Raw genomic sequence first — 19,144 nt, 5'->3', positions numbered from 1 at the left:
GCCAACCGCTCAGGTTCGACGCGGCGCCTAACCGGCGCAAGCGAGAACCGCTGCAGTCGATTACCCATTCGATTCATGCAAGCGAGGCACACGGCACGCTGGGCCGGGCCCAAGCGGGCCGCGCCCAATTTACTTACGTCTCGCAGGCCAAAAAATGGACGAACAACTGAAGCAAAGCGCTCTCGCGTATCACCAGAATCCGAAGCCCGGCAAGATTTCGGTCACGCCGACCAAGCCTCTGTCGAACCAGCTCGACCTGTCGCTCGCGTACTCGCCGGGTGTCGCCGCAGCCTGCATGGCGATCTACGAGGAACCGCTCGACGCGCAAAAATACACCTCGCGCGGCAACCTCGTGGGCGTGATCACGAACGGCACCGCCGTGCTCGGTCTCGGCAACATTGGCCCGCTCGCGGCCAAGCCCGTGATGGAAGGCAAGGGGTGTCTGTTCAAGAAGTTCGCCGGTATCGACGTGTTCGACATCGAACTGTCCGAGACGGATCCGGACAAGCTGGTCGAAGCCATTGCGATGCTCGAGCCGACCTTGGGCGGCATCAACCTGGAAGACATCAAGGCGCCGGAATGTTTCTACATCGAGAAGAAGCTGCGCGAGCGCATGAAGATTCCGGTCTTCCACGATGACCAGCACGGTACCGCGATCATCGCTTCGGCGGCGATCCTGAACGGCCTGAAGGTGGTCGGCAAGAAGCTCGAAGAAGTGAAGCTCGTTTGCTCGGGCGCAGGCGCTGCGGCAATTGCCTGTCTGGACCTGCTGGTGCACCTGGGCCTCTCGAAGAAGAACGTGCTGGTCGCGGATTCGAAAGGCGTGATTTACGAAGGGCGCGGCAATCTGGATCCGTCGAAGGAGCGCTACGCGGCGAACACCGATGCGCGTACGCTCGGCGACGCGATTCGCGGCGCCGACGTGTTCCTCGGCTGCTCGAGCGCGGGCGTGCTGAAGCCGGAAATGGTGGTGGAGATGGGCACCCAGCCGCTGATCCTCGCACTGGCGAATCCAGAACCGGAAATCCGTCCGGAAGAAGCGAAGAAGGTGCGCCCGGACGCGATCATCGCCACGGGCCGTTCGGACTATCCGAACCAGGTCAACAACGTGCTGTGTTTCCCGTTCATCTTCCGCGGCGCGCTCGACGTGGGCGCGACCACCATCACGGAAGAGATGAAGCTCGCCTGCGTGCGCGCCATCGCGGAACTGGCCGAAGAAACCGACCAGGGCGACGAAGTGGCGAAGGCCTACGAAGGCCACACGCTCGAGTTCGGCCCGGACTACCTGATCCCGAAGCCGTTCGACCCGCGCCTGATCATCAAGATCGCGCCGGCCGTCGCGCAGGCCGCGATGGACTCCGGCGTGGCGACCCGTCCGATCAAGGACATGGAAGCCTACCGCGAAGAACTCGGCACCACCGTCTACCGTACCGGCATGGTGATGCGTCCGGTGTTCGCCGCGGCGAAGTCGGCGCCGGCGCGCATCGTGTTTGCGGAAGGCGAGGACGAGCGCGTGCTGCGCGCGGCGCAGTTCGTATTGCTGGAGAAGATCGCCAAGCCGATTCTCGTCGGCCGTCCGGCAGTGATCGACATGCGTCTGAAGAAGATGGGCTCGAAGCTCAAGTGCGGCGAGGACTTCGAGATCGTCAATCCGGAAGACGATCCGCGTTATCAGAAGTGCTGGCAGGAATACCACGAGATCGGCGCGCGCGAAGGCGTCACGCCGGAAGTCGCGAAGGCGGCGCTACGCAAGTTCAACACGCTGATCGGCGCGATCCTCGTGCGTCTGGGTGACGCGGACGGCATGATCTGCGGGATGATCGACACGTACCAAAGCCATCTGAAGTTCGTCGACCAGGTGCTCGGCAAGGCCGAAAACGTGCAGAACCTGGCGGCGATGAATCTGCTGATGCTGCCGGGCCGCAATCTCTTCATCTGCGATACGTACATCAACGAAGTGCCGACCGCAGAGCAGCTCGCCGACATGACGGTACTGGCCGCCAGCGAGATCGAGAAGTTCGGCATTACGCCGAAGGTCGCGCTGCTGTCGAACTCGAACTTCGGCAGCGTGCCGTCGGCTTCGTCGCAACGGATGGCCGAAGCACGCAAGCTGATCGTGCAACGTGCGCCTGAGCTCGAAATCGACGGTGAGATGCACGGCGATGCCGCGTTGTCGGAGATGGTCCGCAAGGCGGCGTTCCCGGGCACGAAGCTCACGGGCGAGGCGAACCTGCTGATCATGCCGAACGTGGAAGCCGCGAACATCACGTACAACCTGCTGAAGATGATCGGCGGCGAAGGCGTGACGGTGGGGCCGTTCCTGCTCGGTTCGGAGAAGCCGGTACATATCCTGACGCCGGCGGCAACCGTGCGCCGGATCATCAACATGACGGCAGTGGCCTCGGCCAATGCGCGGGTGCGGGTGAACGCGGAGTAACGCTTCCTATTGCATCTGATGCAGGTAGCGTCGCGTTGCGGCGCTTGCAGACGGCAAGCAAAAACGCCACGGAACGGGAACGGGTGTTGTTCGTGGTGGGCAGCAGTGCCGCCCGTTCCCGCGCATGAGTCGTGTGCGTAGGTCACATGCAAAAAAGGCGGCTGTCCTTACGGGCAGCCGCCTTTTCCATTTCCATCTACCGCATCGTCAAACCGCGAGGGTAATCGCCGATCAGGCCGCGTGCTGTGCCTGATCGCCTTGCGGGGAGCGCCAGCGAGCCAGCAAGCCCTGCCACTTCACGCGCACGCCCTTCAGGTTGTTTTCCTTCACGTGTCCGTAGCCACGGATACCGTCAGGCAGGTTCGCGAGTTCGACGGCCAAGGCGTGCTTTTGCGCGCTCAACCCGCCGATCACTTCACGCACCAGCGCCTCGTACTCGCCGATCAGCGCCCGCTCGGTGCGACGTTCCTCCGTCTTGCCGAACACATCGAACGCGGTGCCGCGCAGGAACTTGAGCTTCGCGAGCACGCGCATGGCGCTGAGGATCCACGGTCCGTACTTCTTTTTGATCAGATGACCGTGCGCGTCCTTCTTCGAGAAAGCCGGCGGTGCAAGGTGAAGGTTGACCTTCCAGTCGCCCTCGAAACTCGCCTTCAGTTTTTCGATGAACGCGGGATCGGCGTACAGGCGTGCAACTTCGTACTCGTCCTTGTAGGCCATCAGCTTATGCAGGTTCTTCGCCACCGCTTCGGTCAACGGCAGTTGACCGTCGCCCATGTCGAGCGCCGATTCCGCCACCCGCACCTGCGCCACGAGTTCGCGATAGCGCGCCGCGTAGGCGTCGTCCTGCCATGCGGTGAGATACTCGGCGCGCTTGTCGATCAGCGTGTCGAGTGCCTTCGGCGTATGCAGCGAGATGATCTTGCTGGTGGTCGTTTCAGCAGCAGCGCCGCTGCGCCCCTGCGACTGCGCGAGCTTGCGCACCGACGCGAGGTCGTGTGCGGCACGGCGGCCCCATTCGAAGGCCGCGCGGTTTTTCTCGACCTGCACCGCGTTCAGTTCGATCGCGCGCATCAGCGATTCGTACAGCAGCGGCACCCAGCCTTTTTGCCACGCATAGCCCAGCACGAACGGGTTCGTGTAAATCGCATCGCCGAGTAGCGCGACGGCAAAATGATTGGCGTCGATTGCATCGACCCCGGTGTCGCCCGCACCCAGACGCACGTCGGACTCCGCGTCGGCGCCGGGGAATTGCCAGTTCGGGTTCTTGATGAAAGCGGCGGTCGGCGTATGCGCGCTGTTCAGCACGACGCGCGTGCGTCCCACCTGCATCCGCGAGACGCATTCGTCGCTGGCCGTGACGATGGCGTCGCAACCGATCACCAGACTCGCTTCACCCATGGCGATACGTGTCGCGTGGATGTCGCCGGGTTGCTTCGCGATCTGCACGTGGCTCATCACGGCGCCGCCCTTCTGCGCGAGGCCGGTCACGTCCAGCACTGTCACACCCTTGTTCTCGAGGTGGGCCGCCATACCAAGCAGCGCGCCGATCGTCACGACGCCTGTGCCGCCCACACCAGTCACGAGCACGCCATACGGCCGCTCGATCGACGGCAACTCGGGCGCCGGCACCGGCGGCATGGCATCGGCCGTCGCGCCTGACGACGCTTTGGGCTTGCGCAGCTGTCCGCCTTCGACCGAGACGAAGCTCGGACAAAAGCCGTTCACGCACGAGAAATCCTTGTTGCAGGTGGACTGGTTGATCTGGCGCTTGGTGCCGTATTCGGTATCGAGCGGCTCGACCGACAGACAGTTCGACTTCGCCGAGCAGTCGCCGCAGCCTTCGCAGACGGCTTCGTTGATCACCACACGGCGCGCCGGATCCGGATAGGTGCCGCGTTTGCGGCGGCGGCGTTTTTCGGTGGCGCAGGTCTGGTCGTAGATCAGGATCGACGTGCCGGCAATGTCGCGCAGCGCGCGCTGCACGTCGTCGAGCTGGTCGCGGTGATGGATTGTGATACCCGGCGCAAGACCGACGTTTGCGTTGTACTTCTCCGGCTCGTCGGTGACGATCACGATCTTCGTCGCGCCCTCGGCGGCGAGTTGATGCGTGATCTGCGGCACGGTCAGCACGCCGTCGACCGGCTGGCCGCCCGTCATCGCCACGGCGTCGTTGTAGAGAATCTTGTAGGTGATGTTCGCCTTCGACGCGATCGCCGCGCGAATCGCCAGCAGCCCCGAGTGGAAGTAGGTGCCGTCGCCGAGGTTGGCGAACACGTGCTTGTCGTTGGTGAACGGCGCCTGGCCGATCCACGCGACGCCTTCACCGCCCATCTGGCTGAAAGTGCTGGTGCTGCGGTCCATCCACACGGTCATGTAGTGGCAGCCAATGCCGGCCATCGCGCGCGAACCTTCCGGCACGTTGGTCGACGTGTTGTGCGGACAGCCGGAGCAGAACCACGGCTTGCGCTCCACTTCCACGCGCGGCCGGGCCAAGGCCTTTTCCTTCGCTTCGATCACGGCAATCCGCATGGCGATGCGCGCGCGCACGTCGGACGGCAGGTCGAACTTGTCCAGACGCGTGGCGATCGCCTTGGCGATGATTGCCGGCGACAGCTCGTAGTGCGCCGGCAGCAGCCAGTTGCCCATCGGCACCGACCATTCGCCGCCCGCGCCGTCCTTCTCGTCGAACTTGCCGAACACGCGCGGACGCTGTGCGTCGGGCCAGTTGTACAGCTCTTCCTTGATCGCGTACTCGAGAATCTGACGCTTTTCCTCGACCACCAGAATTTCTTCGAGGCCGCGGGCAAACGCGTGCGCGCCTTGCGCTTCGAGCGGCCACACGCAGCCCACCTTATAGAGGCGAATGCCGATGCGCGAACAGGTTTCGTCGTCGAGGCCGAGGTCGGTCAGCGCCTGACGTACGTCGAGATAGGCCTTGCCGCCGGTCATGATGCCGAAGCGCGCGTTCTGCGAGTCGATCTCCACGCGGTCGAGCTTGTTGGCGCGGACGTAGGCGAGCGCGGCGTACCACTTGTAGTCGAGCAGACGCGCTTCCTGCACCAGCGGCGGATCGGGCCAGCGGATATTCAGGCCGCCGTCGGGCATGACGAAGTCTTCCGGCAAGACGATCTTCGTGCGATGCGGATCGATATCCACCGAAGCCGACGATTCCACCACGTCGGTCACGCACTTCATGGCGACCCACAGGCCGGAATAGCGGCTCATCGCCCAGCCGTGCAGGCCGAAGTCGAGATATTCCTGCACGTTCGACGGGAACAGCACCGGCAGGCCGCACGCCTTGAACATGTGTTCGGACTGATGCGCGAGCGTCGAGGACTTGGCGGCATGGTCGTCGCCGGCGAGCACGAGCACGCCGCCATGTTGCGCCGACCCGGCCGAATTGCCGTGCTTCAGGACGTCGCCCGAGCGGTCGACGCCGGGCCCCTTGCCGTACCACATCGAGAACACGCCATCGTATTTGGCGTTCGGATACAGATTGACCTGTTGCGAGCCCCACACCGCGGTGGCGGCGAGGTCTTCGTTGACGCCGGGCTGGAACACGACCTGGTGTGCGGCGAGGTGCTGCTTCGCCTTCCACAGCGACTGGTCGAGACCGCCAAGCGGAGACCCGCGATAGCCGGAAATGAAACCGGCGGTATTCAGCCCTGCAGCCTTGTCGCGCTCCTGCTGCAGCATCGGCAGACGCACGAGCGCCTGAATACCGCTCATGTACGCGCGACCGCGTTCGAGCGTGTATTTGTCGTCGAGCGTGACGGAATTTAGCGCGGCATCGAGCGAGGCTCGCTGACCAGCGTCTAGCGGGGCATTCATTATGTGTACTCCTCCACCCTGTTTGGGATCACCAAAACTTGTTGGCCTCGGCATCTTGTGGATGCCCGGACCGGGGTCGCAATATTGACGTGTTTTGAGGGATGGTAGCACTGGGAGAAACCCGCCGCATGGCACCAAAAGTGCCGTCATGCAGCGCGCATTTCAGGCGATTGGCGATGCGGTGAGTGACGCCGTGATGACGGTGCGTCGCCGAATTGAAAACTTTGCGTTGATTCGTGTAACAAGCTGTAAAAGCTTCAAACTTGCGGAACCGCACTTGAAAAGCCTGTCTAACCACCCACCTGTGCACGTGTCTGCGCAACGCTCCGCGGTTGGTGGAGCTTCACGACAACAGGCTGTTAGACAAGGAGTACGCATGAACACCAGAAACATCCAGACCTTCCTGATGGTCTCGGCAGCATTTTTTGCCATGAGCGCGCCGGTTCGCTCGAGCGGCGCGAGAACCCTCGCGAACGCGGTCGCCCACACCGCGCAAGTTGCGCCGGTGAGCCTCGCTTCGGAACGCATCACATTGTCGAGCGAGTCCGACGAGGACGAACAGGCTTCCTGATGAATCGCTGAGGCGATTTGTCGGCCCATTCCTTGCCGTCGCCCGAAACCAGGCGGCGGCGCAAACGACGAAGGGCGGAGATCGTAAGATCCCCGCCCTTTTCTATTGGCGCGTCGTCTTCCGCCGCGCCGGGTTCAGCGTGATGCCGAGGCTTTACGCCTTGTCCTGCACAACACCGCGGCGAATCTGGTCCAGCTCGATTGATTCGAACAACGCCTTGAAGTTGCCTTCTCCGAAGCCCTGATTGCCCTTGCGCTGAATGATCTCGAAGAAGATCGGGCCAATCTGGTTTTCGGTGAAGATCTGCAGCAACAGGTCTTCGGGCGCGCCGTCGATCAGGATCTTGCGCTTGCGCAGTTCGTCGAGCGGCTCGCCGTGATTCGGCACGCGGCGATCGACCAGCTCGTAGTACGTGTCGATCGTATCGAGCAGCGAGATCTTCGCTTCGCGCAGTCCGTCGACCGTGCGATAGATGTCGTTGCTGCCGAGTGCGATGTGCTGGATGCCTTCGCCGTGATACGCGTCGAGGTATTCCTGGATCTGGCCAGCCGTTTCCGACCCTTCCTCGTTGATCGGAATGCGGATCTTGCCGCACGGCGAAGTCATCGCCTTCGACTTCACGCCCGTCACCTTGCCTTCGATGTCGAAGTAGCGCACTTCGCGGAAGTTGAACAGGCGCTCGTAGAACTCCGCCCACTCCTGCATGCGGCCGCGGTGCACGTTGTGGGTCAGGTGGTCGATATAGGTGAGGCCGTGGCCGACCGGGTTCGGGTTGGCGCCGGGAATCGGCACGAAGTCGACGTCGTAGATGCTGATGTCGCCAATGCTGTTCGGCTCCGCGCCGTTCTTGCCGCGCCAGCGGTCGACGAAATAGATCAGGGAATCGCCGATGCCCTTGATCGCCGGGATGTTCAGCTCCATCGGGCCGGTCTTGTTGTCGAAGCCCCATGCGCCTTTTTCGAGCGCCTGTTTGTACGCCTTGGCGGCGTCCTGCACGCGGAAGGCGATGGCGCAGATCGACGGGCCGTGCAGGCGCGTGAAGCGCTGAGCGAACGAATCCGGTTCCCCGTTGACGATGAAGTTGATCTCGCCCTGGCGATACAGCGTCACGTCCTTGTGACGATGCCGCGCGATCGCGGTGAAGCCCATCTGTTCGAACAGTTTGCCGAGCGCCTTGGGATCCGGAGCGGTGTATTCGATGAACTCGAAGCCGTCGGTGCCGACGGGGTTGTCCCAGGTTTGAACCTGCATGTCTGTCTCCTGATGCCTGATGGGGATGTACGCGATGCGCGATGGAATGACGCAAGTGTAAAGGCCTGTGTGAGGCAAAAACTTGCGAACTTAATCGTGCTTGCGTAGGCTGACGCTACTTCATGGCTTAAATAGCCTATCAGGCGGCAGAAAATGGCTAATATCGAGATGGACGCGATCGACCGGCGGATTCTCACCATCCTGCAGGAGAACGGCAGGCTGTCGAATCAGGAGATTGCGGAGCGGGTGAACCTGTCGCCGAGTCCCTGTCTGCGGCGTATTCGCCGGTTGGAGGAGAGCGGGGTGATCCGTGGCTATGTGGCGTTGCTCGACGCACAGCGGCTCGGCCTCGATTTGCTTGCGTATGTGAATGTACGGCTGGAAAAACGCGGCGGGCCGACGCTCAGCCCGCCCGGCGACGGCACGCCTCTGCGGGCAGGCGCGACGCATGCGGATCTGTTTCGCGCTGCGGTGCAGACCTGGCCGGAGGTGGTCGCCTGCCACGCCATGACGGGGGATATGGATTACCTGCTACGCGTGCAGGTGGAGGATATGGCGCACTTTTCGCGCTTCGTGCAGGACCGCTTGCTGCACCATCCGTCGGTGATCGACGTGAAGTCGAGCTTTTCACTCGAGACGTTCAAGGAGACCACGGCGTTGCCGATTTTGTGAGGCGACGAGGGCGCTGCTGCCCGGTGCCGCTTATGCAGCCACAGCCGCAGGCAGAAACGATTCGAAAATCCTGGACGCCTGACGCGCCTGGCGCTTCAACGCATAGTCGAACACGGCGGCCTGCTCCTGGAGCATTTCGGCGATGATGCTCGACTGGTCGGCCGGCGGCAGCGTCAGATAGGCGTCGGCTTCGCCGTACGCGTATTCGATCTTCATGCCGGCTTTCTTGGCAATGTGCATCATCGTCGAGTTACGCGACAGGCAATGCATATAGAGCGTCGTGACGTGCGTGTTGCGGCTGCGAATAGCGGCGCGCTCGAACAGCCTGCTGCCGATACCCTGGCCGCGCACGCTTTCCAGCACCGACACGCCGAACTCGGCCGTGCGCTTGTCGCCTTCCGCGGGCAGATAGGCGAGGTGGCCGACGCCGACCAGTTGCAACTGGTTGTCGAAGACGCCGAACACGGTGTCGCGGGTGAAATCGATGGCGCGCACGTAGTTTTCGATCACGTGGTCCGGCACGATCTGGCCGAAGCGCAGCAGACGGTCGTCTTCGGCCAGGGCGAGGAAGTGCGTCAGCAGGCGTTCGCGGTCGACCGCAGTCAGTTCCCGTACCAGGGCATGTGCACGACCGCCCGTTTGCAACAGGCGATCGGCTGTGACGATCGGCTCGGCGGCGCGAGTGGTAGGCGTAGTCATGGTTGGGTTCTCCTATTGATCAAGCGGCATGGTGCACCGCAAGGTCAATTCTATCGGAAACGCCATCCCATAACTAGGGAAAACCCGGATGTCAATTCGACGGTCCGTTCTATTTTGTTGCGAACCTATTTTTATATATTTGATTATTAACGATTATCTGTTTTGAATACGCAAGACTACGGCCTGTGGTCCCCAGGCCACGCTGAATGCTGCTGCGCAACAGGAGGAGGCTACTCGGCCGCCTTCAGCCCGTGATCGACCATCTCGACCACCTGCTCGGCAAATTCCCGGTAGCCCATGCGGCCGCCGGGTTTCAGCCACGTGAAGGTCCAGTTGATCATGCCGAACACCATCATTGTCAGCGCTGTCTGGTTTTCGCGGGTGGCGCGCTCGGGGTAGGCGCGCGTCAACTGGCGGGCAAACGCCGCCACGACGTCCCGCTGGCGGTTCAGGACGATCTCGCGCTGCGCGTCGACCAGGTATTTGACGTCGTTCAGCAGTGCAACATGCCGGCTGTGCGAGTTTTCATATTCGGAGAGAAACGCGCGGATCAGCTCGGCGAAGGTTTCGCGCTCGGTCAGCCCGCGCCGCTGGCTCGCGCCTTCCACCTCCGCGATGATCAGCATCAGCCGCTTCGTGTAACGGTCGAGCAGGTCGAACAGGATCGCTTCCTTGCTCTCGTAATAGTGGTACAGACGTGCCTTGGAGGTGCCGCTCGCCGCGGCCAGATCGGCCATCGAGGTACTCGGATAGCTCGTCTGGGCGAACTTGGCCGCGGCCAGTTCGAGGATCTGATCGCGCTGGGTTTCGTGGTCGGGTGCGCGGGTGCGGGCCATGGTCCTTGGAATCCTTAGCTTGAGCAGGTGGAAAGGGCGGCGCGCAGCTCCAGCGCATGCCAGGCGGAGGCGTTGCCGCGCAGGCAGACGCGCCCGCCCGCGGCCAGTTCCCGAAAGCGCCAGAGTACGAGGCTGTCGCTGACCAGAAAGCCCAGTTCGGTGACCATCAGTTGCGCGGCGATCCGGGCGGCAGGCTGCCAGGCGTCGCTGGCGTGTTCGAGGATCAGCGCGTCCAGATCGCCGAAGGTGCCGCTGGTGAAGGTGTTGTCGCGCCAGCGGCGGGTCTCGCCGTTCGCCTGTTTGACCTCCTGCCATTCCAGGGCGAGGCGGCTGATGCGCAGCACCGAGATCGGCGCGACGTCCGCGAGCCGCGCTTGCAGGACGGCGGGGGCGAACATGCCGACCGACGTCGCGCGGTCTGCCCGGCTATGAGCGGCGGCGCCGGGATCGGTGAGGTCGCGAATCGAAAGGCGGACCTCGTTCAGGCGCTGCGGGCTGTTGCGCAGGTGATAGCAGACCCGGCGCAGGGTCAATTGGTCGGCGGCGCTGTCGCCGTGCCAGACGACGACCTGGGTGTCCGCGGCCGCAACTTGCTCCAGCGCCGCGGCCTGCTCGCTGAATTCGCGCAGGAAATTTCGCGGTGCGCCATCGCGTTGGGCGCCGTCCATCAACCGTTGCCAGAACTCGGCGCGTACCTCGGGCGTGTCGTCGGCGCCACGCAGCGGGCCGACCGCAAGGTCGTCGCGCAACGCCTGCACGGGATCGTCGCGTCCTGCCTGTTGCAGGGCGGTACGCAGGGAGTCGGCGGCGACATCGCCGTTGGTCAGGTGGATCGTGCTCATCGACAGCTCGCAGGCAAATCAGTCACAAAAAAGGCCGCTTGGCGAGCGGAACCGGGTCCCGATCGCGAGCGGCCCTTAGTGTAAGCGGATCGCGGATGAGCTGAAAGCACTCAGGCGTGCACCGTGGAAGATAGGCGCCCGTATGTGGCTTAACGCTCGTCGTAGCTGACCACGACGCGGTCGCTGACCGGGTGGCACTGGCACGTCAGCACGAAGCCGTCGCGGATTTCGTGTTCTTCCAGCGTGTAGTTCTTTTCCATCCGCACTTCGCCTTCAAGCACCTTGGCGCGGCAGGTGCAGCACACGCCGCCTTTGCAGGCGTAGGGCAGCGCGAGCCCGGCCTTCAGGCCGACGTCCAGCACGCTCACACCCTGATAAGGCAGACGCAGCTTGCGCTTCTTGCCGTCGAGGACGATTTCGAGGTCGGCGGCCGGCGTGTCTTCGGTGATCTCGACAGGCGGAACCCCGGCCTGCGGCAACGGCGAGCCGAAGCGTTCGACGTGAATGCTTTCGTGCGGCACGCCCGCTGCCTTCAGTGCGGCCTCGGCGGCGTCCATCATCGGCGCGGGGCCGCAGATAAACGCTTCGTCGATGGTCTCGGCGGGCACCAGGTTTTCGATGAAGGCCGCGCACTTTTGCTGATCCAGCACGCCGTTGAACAACTCGACGTCCTGCAGATCGTCCGACAGCACGTGGTACAGCACGAACCGGTTCATGAAGCGGTTCTTCAGGTCTTCGAGCTCTTCGGCGAACATGATCTGATCGACGCTGCGATTGCCGTAGACCAGCGTGAAAGTGCTGCGCGGCTCGACTTCGAGCGTGGTCTTGATGATGGCGAGCACCGGCGTGATGCCCGAACCGCCGGAAAAGGCGATGTACTGCTGGCCCTGGTCCGCGTTCAGGTGAGTGAAGAAGCGGCCGTCGGGCGTCATGACGTCGATGGTGTGGCCCGGTTGCAGGGTGTCGAAGGCGAAATTCGAAAAGCGGCCGCCCCGCACGCGCTTGATGCCGATGCGCAGTTCGCCGTCGCGATCGTAATCGGTGACGCCGACGCAGATCGAATACGAGCGGCGCGTCTCCTCGCCGTCGATGTGCGTTTTCAGCGTCACGAACTGGCCTTGCGTGAAGCGATACTGCTCGCGCAGTTCAGCAGGGACGTCGAAGGCGACTGAGACCGCATCGGCGGTTTCGGGCCGGACTTCGCGGATACGCAGGGGGTGAAATTGCGGGGTGGCCATATCAGTATGGTTTGAAGTAGTCGAAGGGTTCGCGGCAATCGAGGCAGCGGTACAGCGCCTTGCAGGCCGTCGAGCCGAACTGCGCGAGACGTTCGGTGTGAGCCGAGCCGCAGCGCGGGCAGGCCGGCGCCGGAAGCGCTTTAGGCACGAAGCGGATCACTTTCTCGCGTGGCGTAGCGGGCGGCTGCGGCGTTTCGCCGCCACAGTTGCCAGTAGGCGGGGCGATGCCGTATGCGCGCAGTTTTTCGCGCGCGTCGGCGCTCATCCAGTCGGTGGTCCAGGCGGGGGCGAGCACGGTGGCGACCCGGTACGGCGCGAGTTTCGCCACTTCGAGCGCGTGCTCGACGTCCTCGGCGATTTGCGACATCGCCGGACAGCCCGAGTAGGTCGGTGTGATGACGACCTCGAGCACGCCGTCGGCGGCGCGGCGGACGTCGCGCAGAATGCCGAGCTCGCGAATCGACACCACCGGAATCTCCGGGTCGGGCACGCTTTCGAGCACCTCCCACGCGCGCTCGAGCGTGGGGTCGGTGGCGGTCGTGAGGTTCGCGGTCGAGGTCATTGCGAGGCTCCGGGGGTTACCAGCTTGCGCCGGGATGTTGCCGCGCGAGACTCTGCATTTCGGCGAGCACGTAGCCCATGTGTTCGGAATGCTCGCCATGCTTGCCGGCTGTGATGTGCTTCACCGGTTCCGGCAGCGAGAGCGTGGCTTCGTCGAGCGCAGCGCGCACGTCTTCCTCCCAGGCGGCTTGCAGATCGGCCGTCAGCGGACCGATGCCGGCCGCCGCGATGGTCTCCTCCACGGCATCCACACTAAAGAACTCGCGCGTGTAGGGCGTCAGATAATCGAGCGCGGCCTGTGCACGGCGATGCGATTCGTCCGTGCCGTCGCCGAGGCGAATCAGCCATTCGCGCGCGTGGTGAACGTGGTAGCGGGTTTCCTTGATCGATTTCGCTGCGATCGCGGCAAGCTGCTCGTCGCTCGAAGCCGTGAGCGCTGTCCACAGATGCGCCATCAGCGTCGCATACAGGAAGTTGCGCGCAATCGTGACCGCGTAATCCTTGTCCGCATGCGCGGTGCCGGCGAGCGGCCCGTAATGCGGCAACTCGGCGAGCGTGTAGTTGGCGAACTCGCGCTCGGCGCGGAAATACGCGTAGTCGTCCTCGCTCTTGCTTGCGCCGGTGAGCGTGTGCTCGAGCGTCGCGGCATGTGTGTACAGCAAGCGGGCCTGGCCGATCAGGTCGAGGCTCATGTTGGCGAGCGCAATGTCCTCTTCGAGGACTGGGCCGTGGCCGCACCACTCGGCGTTGCGCTGACCGAGGATCAGCGCGGTGTCCGCAAGGCGCAGAACGTACGAAAGATGTTGGGGCGTGATGTCCATGACGCTTACATGTGGTTGACTTCGTCGGGGAGCGTGTAGAACGTCGGATGGCGATAAATCTTGTCGCCGGCCGGTTCGAACAGCTCCGCCTTGTCCTGCGGATCGGACGCGGTGATCGCCGAGGACGGCACCACCCAGATGCTGACGCCTTCCTGGCGCCGCGTGTAGACGTCGCGCGCCATGCGCAGCGCCATCGGCGCGTCGGCCGCGTGCAGGCTGCCGCAATGCTTATGGTCGAGGCCCTGTTTGCTGCGCACGAACACTTCCCAAATCGGCCATTCCTTGTTCATTGACTTGTCCATTCTCGGATCTCCTGAATCTTTCGCTGCTGTTGCCGGGCGGCGCCGGCTAGTGCCGGATAGGTGATGGCTAATACCCGGCGTTACCTGGATTGAGCTGATCGCCGCGATGCTTACGCGGCTTGCTGCTGTGCGCGCTGACGCTGTTTTTCCGCGTGCGCGAGGGCGGCTTCGCGAACCCAGGCGCCGTCGTTGTGGGCTTTCACGCGGGTAGCCAGTCGCTCGCGGTTGCAGGGACCGTCACCGTTGACGACGCGCCAGAACTCTTCCCAGTCGATGTCGCCATAGTCGTGGTGGCCGCGTGCCTCGTTCCACTTCAGGTCCGGATCCGGCAGCGTGACGCCGAGCACCTTGGCCTGGTCGACGGTGGCGTCGACGAATTTCTGGCGCAGATCGTCGTTGGAGATGCGCTTGATGCCCCATTTCGACGACTGGTTGCTGTGGATCGAGTCCTTGTCGCTCGGGCCGAACATCATCAGGACTGGCCACCACCAGCGGTTCACCGCCTGCTGGACCATCTCGCGCTGCGCTTCGGTGCCTTTCATCATGGACAGCAGCGCGTCGAAACCCTGGCGCTGGTGGAACGACTCTTCCTTGCAGATGCGGATCATCGCGCGGGCGTACGGTCCGTAGGTACAGCGGCACAGCGGGATCTGGTTCATGATCGCCGCGCCGTCGACCAGCCAGCCGATCACGCCGACATCCGCCCACGTAGGCGTCGGATAATTGAAAATGCTCGAATATTTGGCTTTGCCGGCGTGCAGGGCGTCGATCAGCTGGTCGCGCGACACCGCGAGCGTTTCTGCCGCGCTATATAGATAGAGGCCGTGGCCGGCTTCATCCTGGACTTTGGCGAGCAGGATCGCTTTGCGCTTGAGGCTCGGCGCGCGCGTGATCCAGTTGCCTTCGGGCAGCATCCCCACGATTTCCGAGTGCGCGTGCTGCGAGATCTGCCGCACCAGGGTCTTGCGATAGGCGTCGGGCATCCAGTCCTGCGGCTCGATCTTGCCGTCGGCGGCCATGATCGCGTCGAAACGCGCCTGCTCAGGCGAACTGGCGGCCGCGTCGAGTGGGGCGACGTTGCCGGGAATGTCGAGGGATTGCGTGTACATGGCGAATGCTCTCGTCCGAAGTTGTCTGTGTTCGGCAGTATAAACCAACCGACCGGTCGGTTAATGATTTTTTTGAGAATGATTTTGGGGTAGGTTCAGGCGCCAGAGATGAGTTACGGTGGAGGCCGGCGGCGACGTGCTGCGCGTCGCGCTTGCTTAATACAGGGGTGGAACAGAGATGACGGAGCGGATCTATTTGCGGCACCCGGCGAGGAACGAGACGGTCGAGATCAGGACCGGTTTCAGTTGGGCGGCTTTCCTGCTGGGTTTCGTCTGGGCATGGATGAAGAGAATGTGGCTTGTCGGGCTGCTGATGCTGGCGGCGGACCTGGCGATCGGCTTGATCGGCTTTGCAGGCCTGACGGCCGATGTCATCAGCCTCGCGCTCAGCATCCTGTTTGCGGTCTATTGCGGCATGAGAGGGAACCAATGGCATCGCCGCGATCTCGAGCGCAAGGGCTACGTGACCTTGGCGCAGCCTTGAAAACGGCGGGGTGGTTCGCTCTGCGTCGACGCGAAATGCACGCCGCAGACTTCCCGATCTCAGCCGTTGCTGCCCCCGGGGCTCTGCAGAACCTATAAAATCGCGGATTGGCTGCGATTGTGCGCCCTAGTATCCCCGGTCCCCATGTTACGTTTAAGTGAAATCAAACTCCCGCTCGATCACCCCGAGAGCGCGCTCGATGCCGCGGTTCTCGCGCGTCTAGCCGAGCTCGGCGTGGCGGCCGGCGAGCTCGTCCGCTACACCGTGTTCCGCCGTGCGCATGATGCGCGCAAGCGCGCCGATATCAAGCTGACCTATATCGTCGACGTCGAGGTGAAGGACGAAGCCGCGGCTTTGAAGCGCCTCGCGGGCGTGCCGCATTGCGGGGTGACGCCTGACATGGCGTATCGCTTTGTCGCCAAGGCGCCCGAGCATCTGGCCGGGCCGCGCCCGGTGGTGATCGGCATGGGCCCGTGCGGACTGTTTGCGGGCTTGATCCTCGCGCAGATGGGTTTCCGCCCCATTATTCTCGAGCGCGGCAAGGCCGTGCGGGAACGGACCAAGGACACCTTTGGCCTGTGGCGCAAGTCGGTGCTCAATCCGGAATCCAACGTGCAGTTCGGCGAAGGCGGCGCGGGGACCTTCTCCGACGGCAAGCTGTACAGCCAGATCAAGGACCCGCATCACTACGGCCGCAAGGTGCTCGACGAGTTTGTGAAAGCGGGCGCGCCGGAGGACATCCTTTATTTGAGCCGGCCGCACATCGGCACGTTTCGCCTTGTCAGCATGGTGGAGAAGATGCGCGCCACCATCCACGAGCTGGGCGGCGAAGTCCGCTTCGAGACGCGCGTCGAGGACATCGAGATCGAGCAGGGCAAGGTGCGGGCGCTGCAGTTGTCCACCGGCGAGACGCTGCCTTGCGACCATGTGGTGCTGGCTGTCGGACACAGCGCGCGCGATACCTTCGAGATGCTGCATAAGCGCGGCGTCTATATTGAAGCGAAGCCGTTTTCGCTCGGTTTTCGGATCGAGCATCCCCAAGGGCTGATCGACCGCAGCCGCTTCGGCAAGTTTGCCGGCCACAAGCAACTCGGCGCCGCGGACTACAAGGTGGTGCATCACTGCAGCAACGGGCGTGCGGTGTACAGCTTCTGCATGTGCCCGGGCGGCACCGTAGTCGCGGCGACTTCGGAGCCGGGCCGCGTGGTGACCAACGGCATGAGCCAGTACTCGCGGGCCGAGCGCAATGCGAACGCGGGGATTGTCGTTGGCATCACGCCGGACGATTACCCGGGCGGGCCGCTCGCCGGCATTGCGTTCCAGCGCCAATGGGAAGAGCGTGCGTTCGAACTGGGCGGCCGAAACTATTGCGCGCCGGGCCAGCGGGTGGGGGACTTCATTGCCGGGCGGCCGTCTACTTCGCTCGGTTCAGTCGTGCCGTCGTACAAGCCGGGCGTGACGCCGACCGACCTCAGCACGGCGTTGCCCGACTATGTCATCGAGGCGATTCGCGAAGCGCTGCCTCAGATGGACAAGAAGATTGCCGGTTTCGCCATGGACGACGCGGTGCTGACCGGGGTTGAGACGCGCACGTCGTCGCCGATCCGGATTCGTCGCAAGGACGACTACCAGAGCATGAACGTCGAAGGGCTTTATCCGGCCGGTGAAGGCGCGGGATACGCCGGCGGCATCTATTCCGCGGCGATCGACGGGATCGAAGTGGCACAGGCATTGGCCCTGAGCATGACGTCGGGGCGCGCTGGCTGAGTCCGCGGGAGGGGGCAGGGTTTGAGATCGCGGCCTTGGGTGCATTCGCCACCCGCTGCGGTCGATCGGGCACAATGGGCGCTTTGCCTCCAGCCCCTTTCCCCGAATGACCCTCCGTACTCTGGCCGCTGCGTGCGGCGCCGTCTTTCTTGCCCAATTCGCCCTTTCGCCGGCAGCCATTGCCGCCGATGCGCCATCGCGCTGGGTCGCGACGTGGGCCACTGCGCTCCAGTCCATTCCTCAGCAGGCCAATTTGCCGCCGCTGTACCGGGCACCGGATGTGGCCGGGCGGACGGTTCGGCAAATCGTCTATCCGACGCTGTCCGGTAATGCTGTGCGGATTCACCTCAGCAACGAATACGGCAAGTCGCCGCTCGTCGTCGAGGCGTTGCGCATTGCGCGCTCGGCGGGTGGGGCCGCGCAAAGCGACGGTGGAGTCGCCGTGACATTTGGCGGCAAGGAGTCAGTGACGCTTCCGCCCGGCGGCGAACTGGACAGCGACCCGGTTGCGCTCGAGATTGTCGCCGGGGCGCCGTACGCCATCAGCTCCTATATGGGGGCGGGGCAACGCCTCGTGGCGTGGCACCGCGTGTCGAACCAGGTCAATTACGTTTCGCTGCCCGGCAATCACGCTGACGACGCCCTGTCCGGGGCCTTTCATCAGCGCTTCACGCAGTTTGCGTGGGTGACGGGTCTCTCAGTGGAAGCGCCGTCTTCGGCCGCCGTCGCCGCGATCGGCGATTCGATCACCGATGGCATGCGCTCGAGCCTGAACGAGAATCACCGTTGGCCGGATGCCTTCGCGCGCCGGCTCGCGCGCGAGGGCGACCGATCGACCGCGGTCGTCAATCTGGGCATTAGCGGTAACCGTCTGCTCAGCGATTCGCCTTGCTACGGCGATGCGCTCGTCAAGCGTTTCGGCCGGGACGTGCTTGAGCGCCCGGGGGTGAAGACGGCGATTCTGCTGATCGGCATTAATGACATCAACTTCTCTTCCATGCCGCCGCGGGCCGGATTGGATTGCGATTACCCGCATACGTCCGTGACGGCGGCTGATCTGATCGCAGGCTACCAGCGCGTGATTGCCGAGGCGCATCGTCATGGCGTCCGGGTATTCGGCGCGACGCTTACGCCTGCCGCGTTGCCGCAGCAGCGCGAAGGCATCCGGCTGGCGGTCAATCAGTGGATTCGGACGACCCGGACGCTGGACGGCGTGGTCGATTTCGACGCAGCGCTGCGCGATCCGTCGCAGCCCGGCCGTCTGCGGCGCGGCTACGACAGCGGCGATAACATTCATCCAAGCGATGCGGGTTATGCAGCAATGGCCGACGCGGTTCCGCTGGATGCGGTAGTCAATTCGACTCGGAAATGACTCGCCAAAAAAACATTTCGGTCAAACCCTTGTCATATGGCTGATGTTCGCCTACTATTCGGCTCCTCGTTTGTAAACGAGTGCCGCTGCGGGAACCAGCGGCCGTAGCGTCAACAGGTTTTAAGCGAAAGCGAAAAAATGTTGTTGACGAGGCGAAAAAGATTCTCCATAATCTCGTTTCTCTGCTGCTGATGCAGCGACGCAGAACGAAGCGGTGCCGGGTGGTTGAAGTGCGGTGCCGGTTTGGTGGTGAATGCGGACTCGATCTTTAAAAATTAACAGCCGATAAGTGTGGGCGCTTGATGGCGACGCGAGCCGGATTTTTCGGAATCTGGCATGAAGCGAAAG

Annotated in this window: 17 protein-coding genes; 6 read left to right on the top strand and 11 right to left on the bottom strand. The window is 63.3% G+C overall.

Annotation, left to right across the window (positions count from 1 at the left end; translation table 11 throughout):
- The first annotated feature begins 154 nt into the window (after positions 1-154).
- Positions 155-2,437 carry an NADP-dependent malic enzyme gene (locus tag P3T42_RS25205; protein ID WP_074301395.1) on the top strand — a complete coding sequence of 761 codons (2,283 nt, stop codon included), beginning with the start codon at positions 155-157 and terminating at the stop codon, positions 2,435-2,437.
- Between the two features lie 231 nt (positions 2,438-2,668).
- Here the strand turns inward: P3T42_RS25205 and P3T42_RS25200 are convergent, their stop codons facing one another.
- On the bottom strand, positions 2,669-6,271 hold the full coding sequence (locus P3T42_RS25200; protein WP_429307544.1) for an indolepyruvate ferredoxin oxidoreductase family protein: 3,603 nt from the start codon (positions 6,269-6,271) through the stop codon (positions 2,669-2,671).
- 376 nt (positions 6,272-6,647) lie between these two features.
- Here P3T42_RS25200 and P3T42_RS25195 point away from each other — a divergent pair, with 376 nt between their 5' ends.
- Entirely contained in the window at positions 6,648-6,842 is a 195-nt protein-coding gene (locus P3T42_RS25195) for a hypothetical protein (protein ID WP_074301397.1), read from the top strand.
- 153 nt (positions 6,843-6,995) lie between these two features.
- Here the strand turns inward: P3T42_RS25195 and hppD are convergent, their stop codons facing one another.
- Positions 6,996-8,093: a 4-hydroxyphenylpyruvate dioxygenase gene (hppD, locus tag P3T42_RS25190; protein ID WP_074301398.1), complete on the bottom strand. Its 1,098-nt coding sequence runs from the start codon at positions 8,091-8,093 to the stop codon at positions 6,996-6,998.
- Between the two features lie 153 nt (positions 8,094-8,246).
- Between hppD and P3T42_RS25185 the strand changes: the two genes are divergently transcribed.
- Positions 8,247-8,765, top strand: a complete 519-nt coding sequence (locus P3T42_RS25185) for an Lrp/AsnC family transcriptional regulator (protein ID WP_074301399.1) — start codon at positions 8,247-8,249, stop codon at positions 8,763-8,765.
- A gap of 30 nt (positions 8,766-8,795) precedes the next feature.
- Here P3T42_RS25185 and P3T42_RS25180 read toward each other — a convergent pair whose 3' ends face one another.
- The 8 genes from P3T42_RS25180 to paaA all read right to left on the bottom strand — a co-directional run bounded on the left by P3T42_RS25180 (position 8,796) and on the right by paaA (position 15,173).
- Positions 8,796-9,464 (bottom strand): GNAT family N-acetyltransferase, encoded by a 669-nt coding sequence (locus tag P3T42_RS25180; protein ID WP_074301400.1) that lies wholly within the window; start codon positions 9,462-9,464, stop codon positions 8,796-8,798.
- Between the two features lie 230 nt (positions 9,465-9,694).
- Positions 9,695-10,300 carry a TetR/AcrR family transcriptional regulator gene (locus tag P3T42_RS25175; RefSeq protein ID WP_074301401.1) on the bottom strand — a complete coding sequence of 202 codons (606 nt, stop codon included), beginning with the start codon at positions 10,298-10,300 and terminating at the stop codon, positions 9,695-9,697.
- Between the two features lie 14 nt (positions 10,301-10,314).
- Positions 10,315-11,142 carry a DUF1835 domain-containing protein gene (locus tag P3T42_RS25170; protein WP_429307543.1) on the bottom strand — a complete coding sequence of 276 codons (828 nt, stop codon included), beginning with the start codon at positions 11,140-11,142 and terminating at the stop codon, positions 10,315-10,317.
- Between the two features lie 149 nt (positions 11,143-11,291).
- Positions 11,292-12,380, bottom strand: a complete 1,089-nt coding sequence (gene paaE, locus P3T42_RS25165) for a 1,2-phenylacetyl-CoA epoxidase subunit PaaE (protein WP_074301403.1) — start codon at positions 12,378-12,380, stop codon at positions 11,292-11,294.
- Between the two features lies 1 nt (position 12,381).
- On the bottom strand, positions 12,382-12,942 hold the full coding sequence (paaD, locus tag P3T42_RS25160) for a 1,2-phenylacetyl-CoA epoxidase subunit PaaD (RefSeq protein ID WP_074301404.1): 561 nt from the start codon (positions 12,940-12,942) through the stop codon (positions 12,382-12,384).
- A 16-nt stretch (positions 12,943-12,958) separates the two neighbouring features.
- Complete coding sequence (gene paaC / locus P3T42_RS25155; protein ID WP_429307542.1) at positions 12,959-13,762, bottom strand: 1,2-phenylacetyl-CoA epoxidase subunit PaaC; 804 nt, start codon at positions 13,760-13,762, stop codon at positions 12,959-12,961.
- A 5-nt stretch (positions 13,763-13,767) separates the two neighbouring features.
- Positions 13,768-14,064, bottom strand: coding sequence for a 1,2-phenylacetyl-CoA epoxidase subunit PaaB (gene paaB, locus P3T42_RS25150; protein WP_367117672.1), 297 nt, complete (start codon positions 14,062-14,064; stop codon positions 13,768-13,770).
- Between the two features lie 110 nt (positions 14,065-14,174).
- The gene (gene paaA / locus P3T42_RS25145; protein ID WP_429307541.1) at positions 14,175-15,173 is read right to left on the bottom strand and encodes a 1,2-phenylacetyl-CoA epoxidase subunit PaaA; all 999 of its coding nucleotides are present in this window, start codon (positions 15,171-15,173) and stop codon (positions 14,175-14,177) included.
- 178 nt (positions 15,174-15,351) lie between these two features.
- Here paaA and P3T42_RS25140 point away from each other — a divergent pair, with 178 nt between their 5' ends.
- The 3 genes from P3T42_RS25140 (at position 15,352) to P3T42_RS25130 (ending at position 18,796) form a co-directional block, all read left to right on the top strand.
- Complete coding sequence (locus tag P3T42_RS25140) at positions 15,352-15,657, top strand: DUF2628 domain-containing protein (RefSeq protein ID WP_074301407.1); 306 nt, start codon at positions 15,352-15,354, stop codon at positions 15,655-15,657.
- A 144-nt stretch (positions 15,658-15,801) separates the two neighbouring features.
- Positions 15,802-17,424 carry an NAD(P)/FAD-dependent oxidoreductase gene (locus tag P3T42_RS25135; protein WP_429307540.1) on the top strand — a complete coding sequence of 541 codons (1,623 nt, stop codon included), beginning with the start codon at positions 15,802-15,804 and terminating at the stop codon, positions 17,422-17,424.
- Positions 17,425-17,530: 106 nt separating this feature from the next.
- Positions 17,531-18,796 carry an SGNH/GDSL hydrolase family protein gene (locus tag P3T42_RS25130; protein WP_429307539.1) on the top strand — a complete coding sequence of 422 codons (1,266 nt, stop codon included), beginning with the start codon at positions 17,531-17,533 and terminating at the stop codon, positions 18,794-18,796.
- 120 nt (positions 18,797-18,916) lie between these two features.
- On the opposite strand, the gene P3T42_RS25125 is transcribed toward P3T42_RS25130, so the two are convergent.
- The coding region (locus P3T42_RS25125; RefSeq protein ID WP_429307538.1) for a hypothetical protein at positions 18,917-19,144 on the bottom strand (228 nt) is incomplete at its 5' end.

The organism is Paraburkholderia sp. GAS38, from assembly GCF_050434965.1.
In the GTDB taxonomy this organism is placed as follows: Bacteria; Pseudomonadota; Gammaproteobacteria; order Burkholderiales; family Burkholderiaceae; genus Paraburkholderia; species Paraburkholderia phenazinium_A.
Note: the sequence above shows the minus strand (reverse complement) of the source record. Positions and strands in the feature narration are given on the sequence as shown.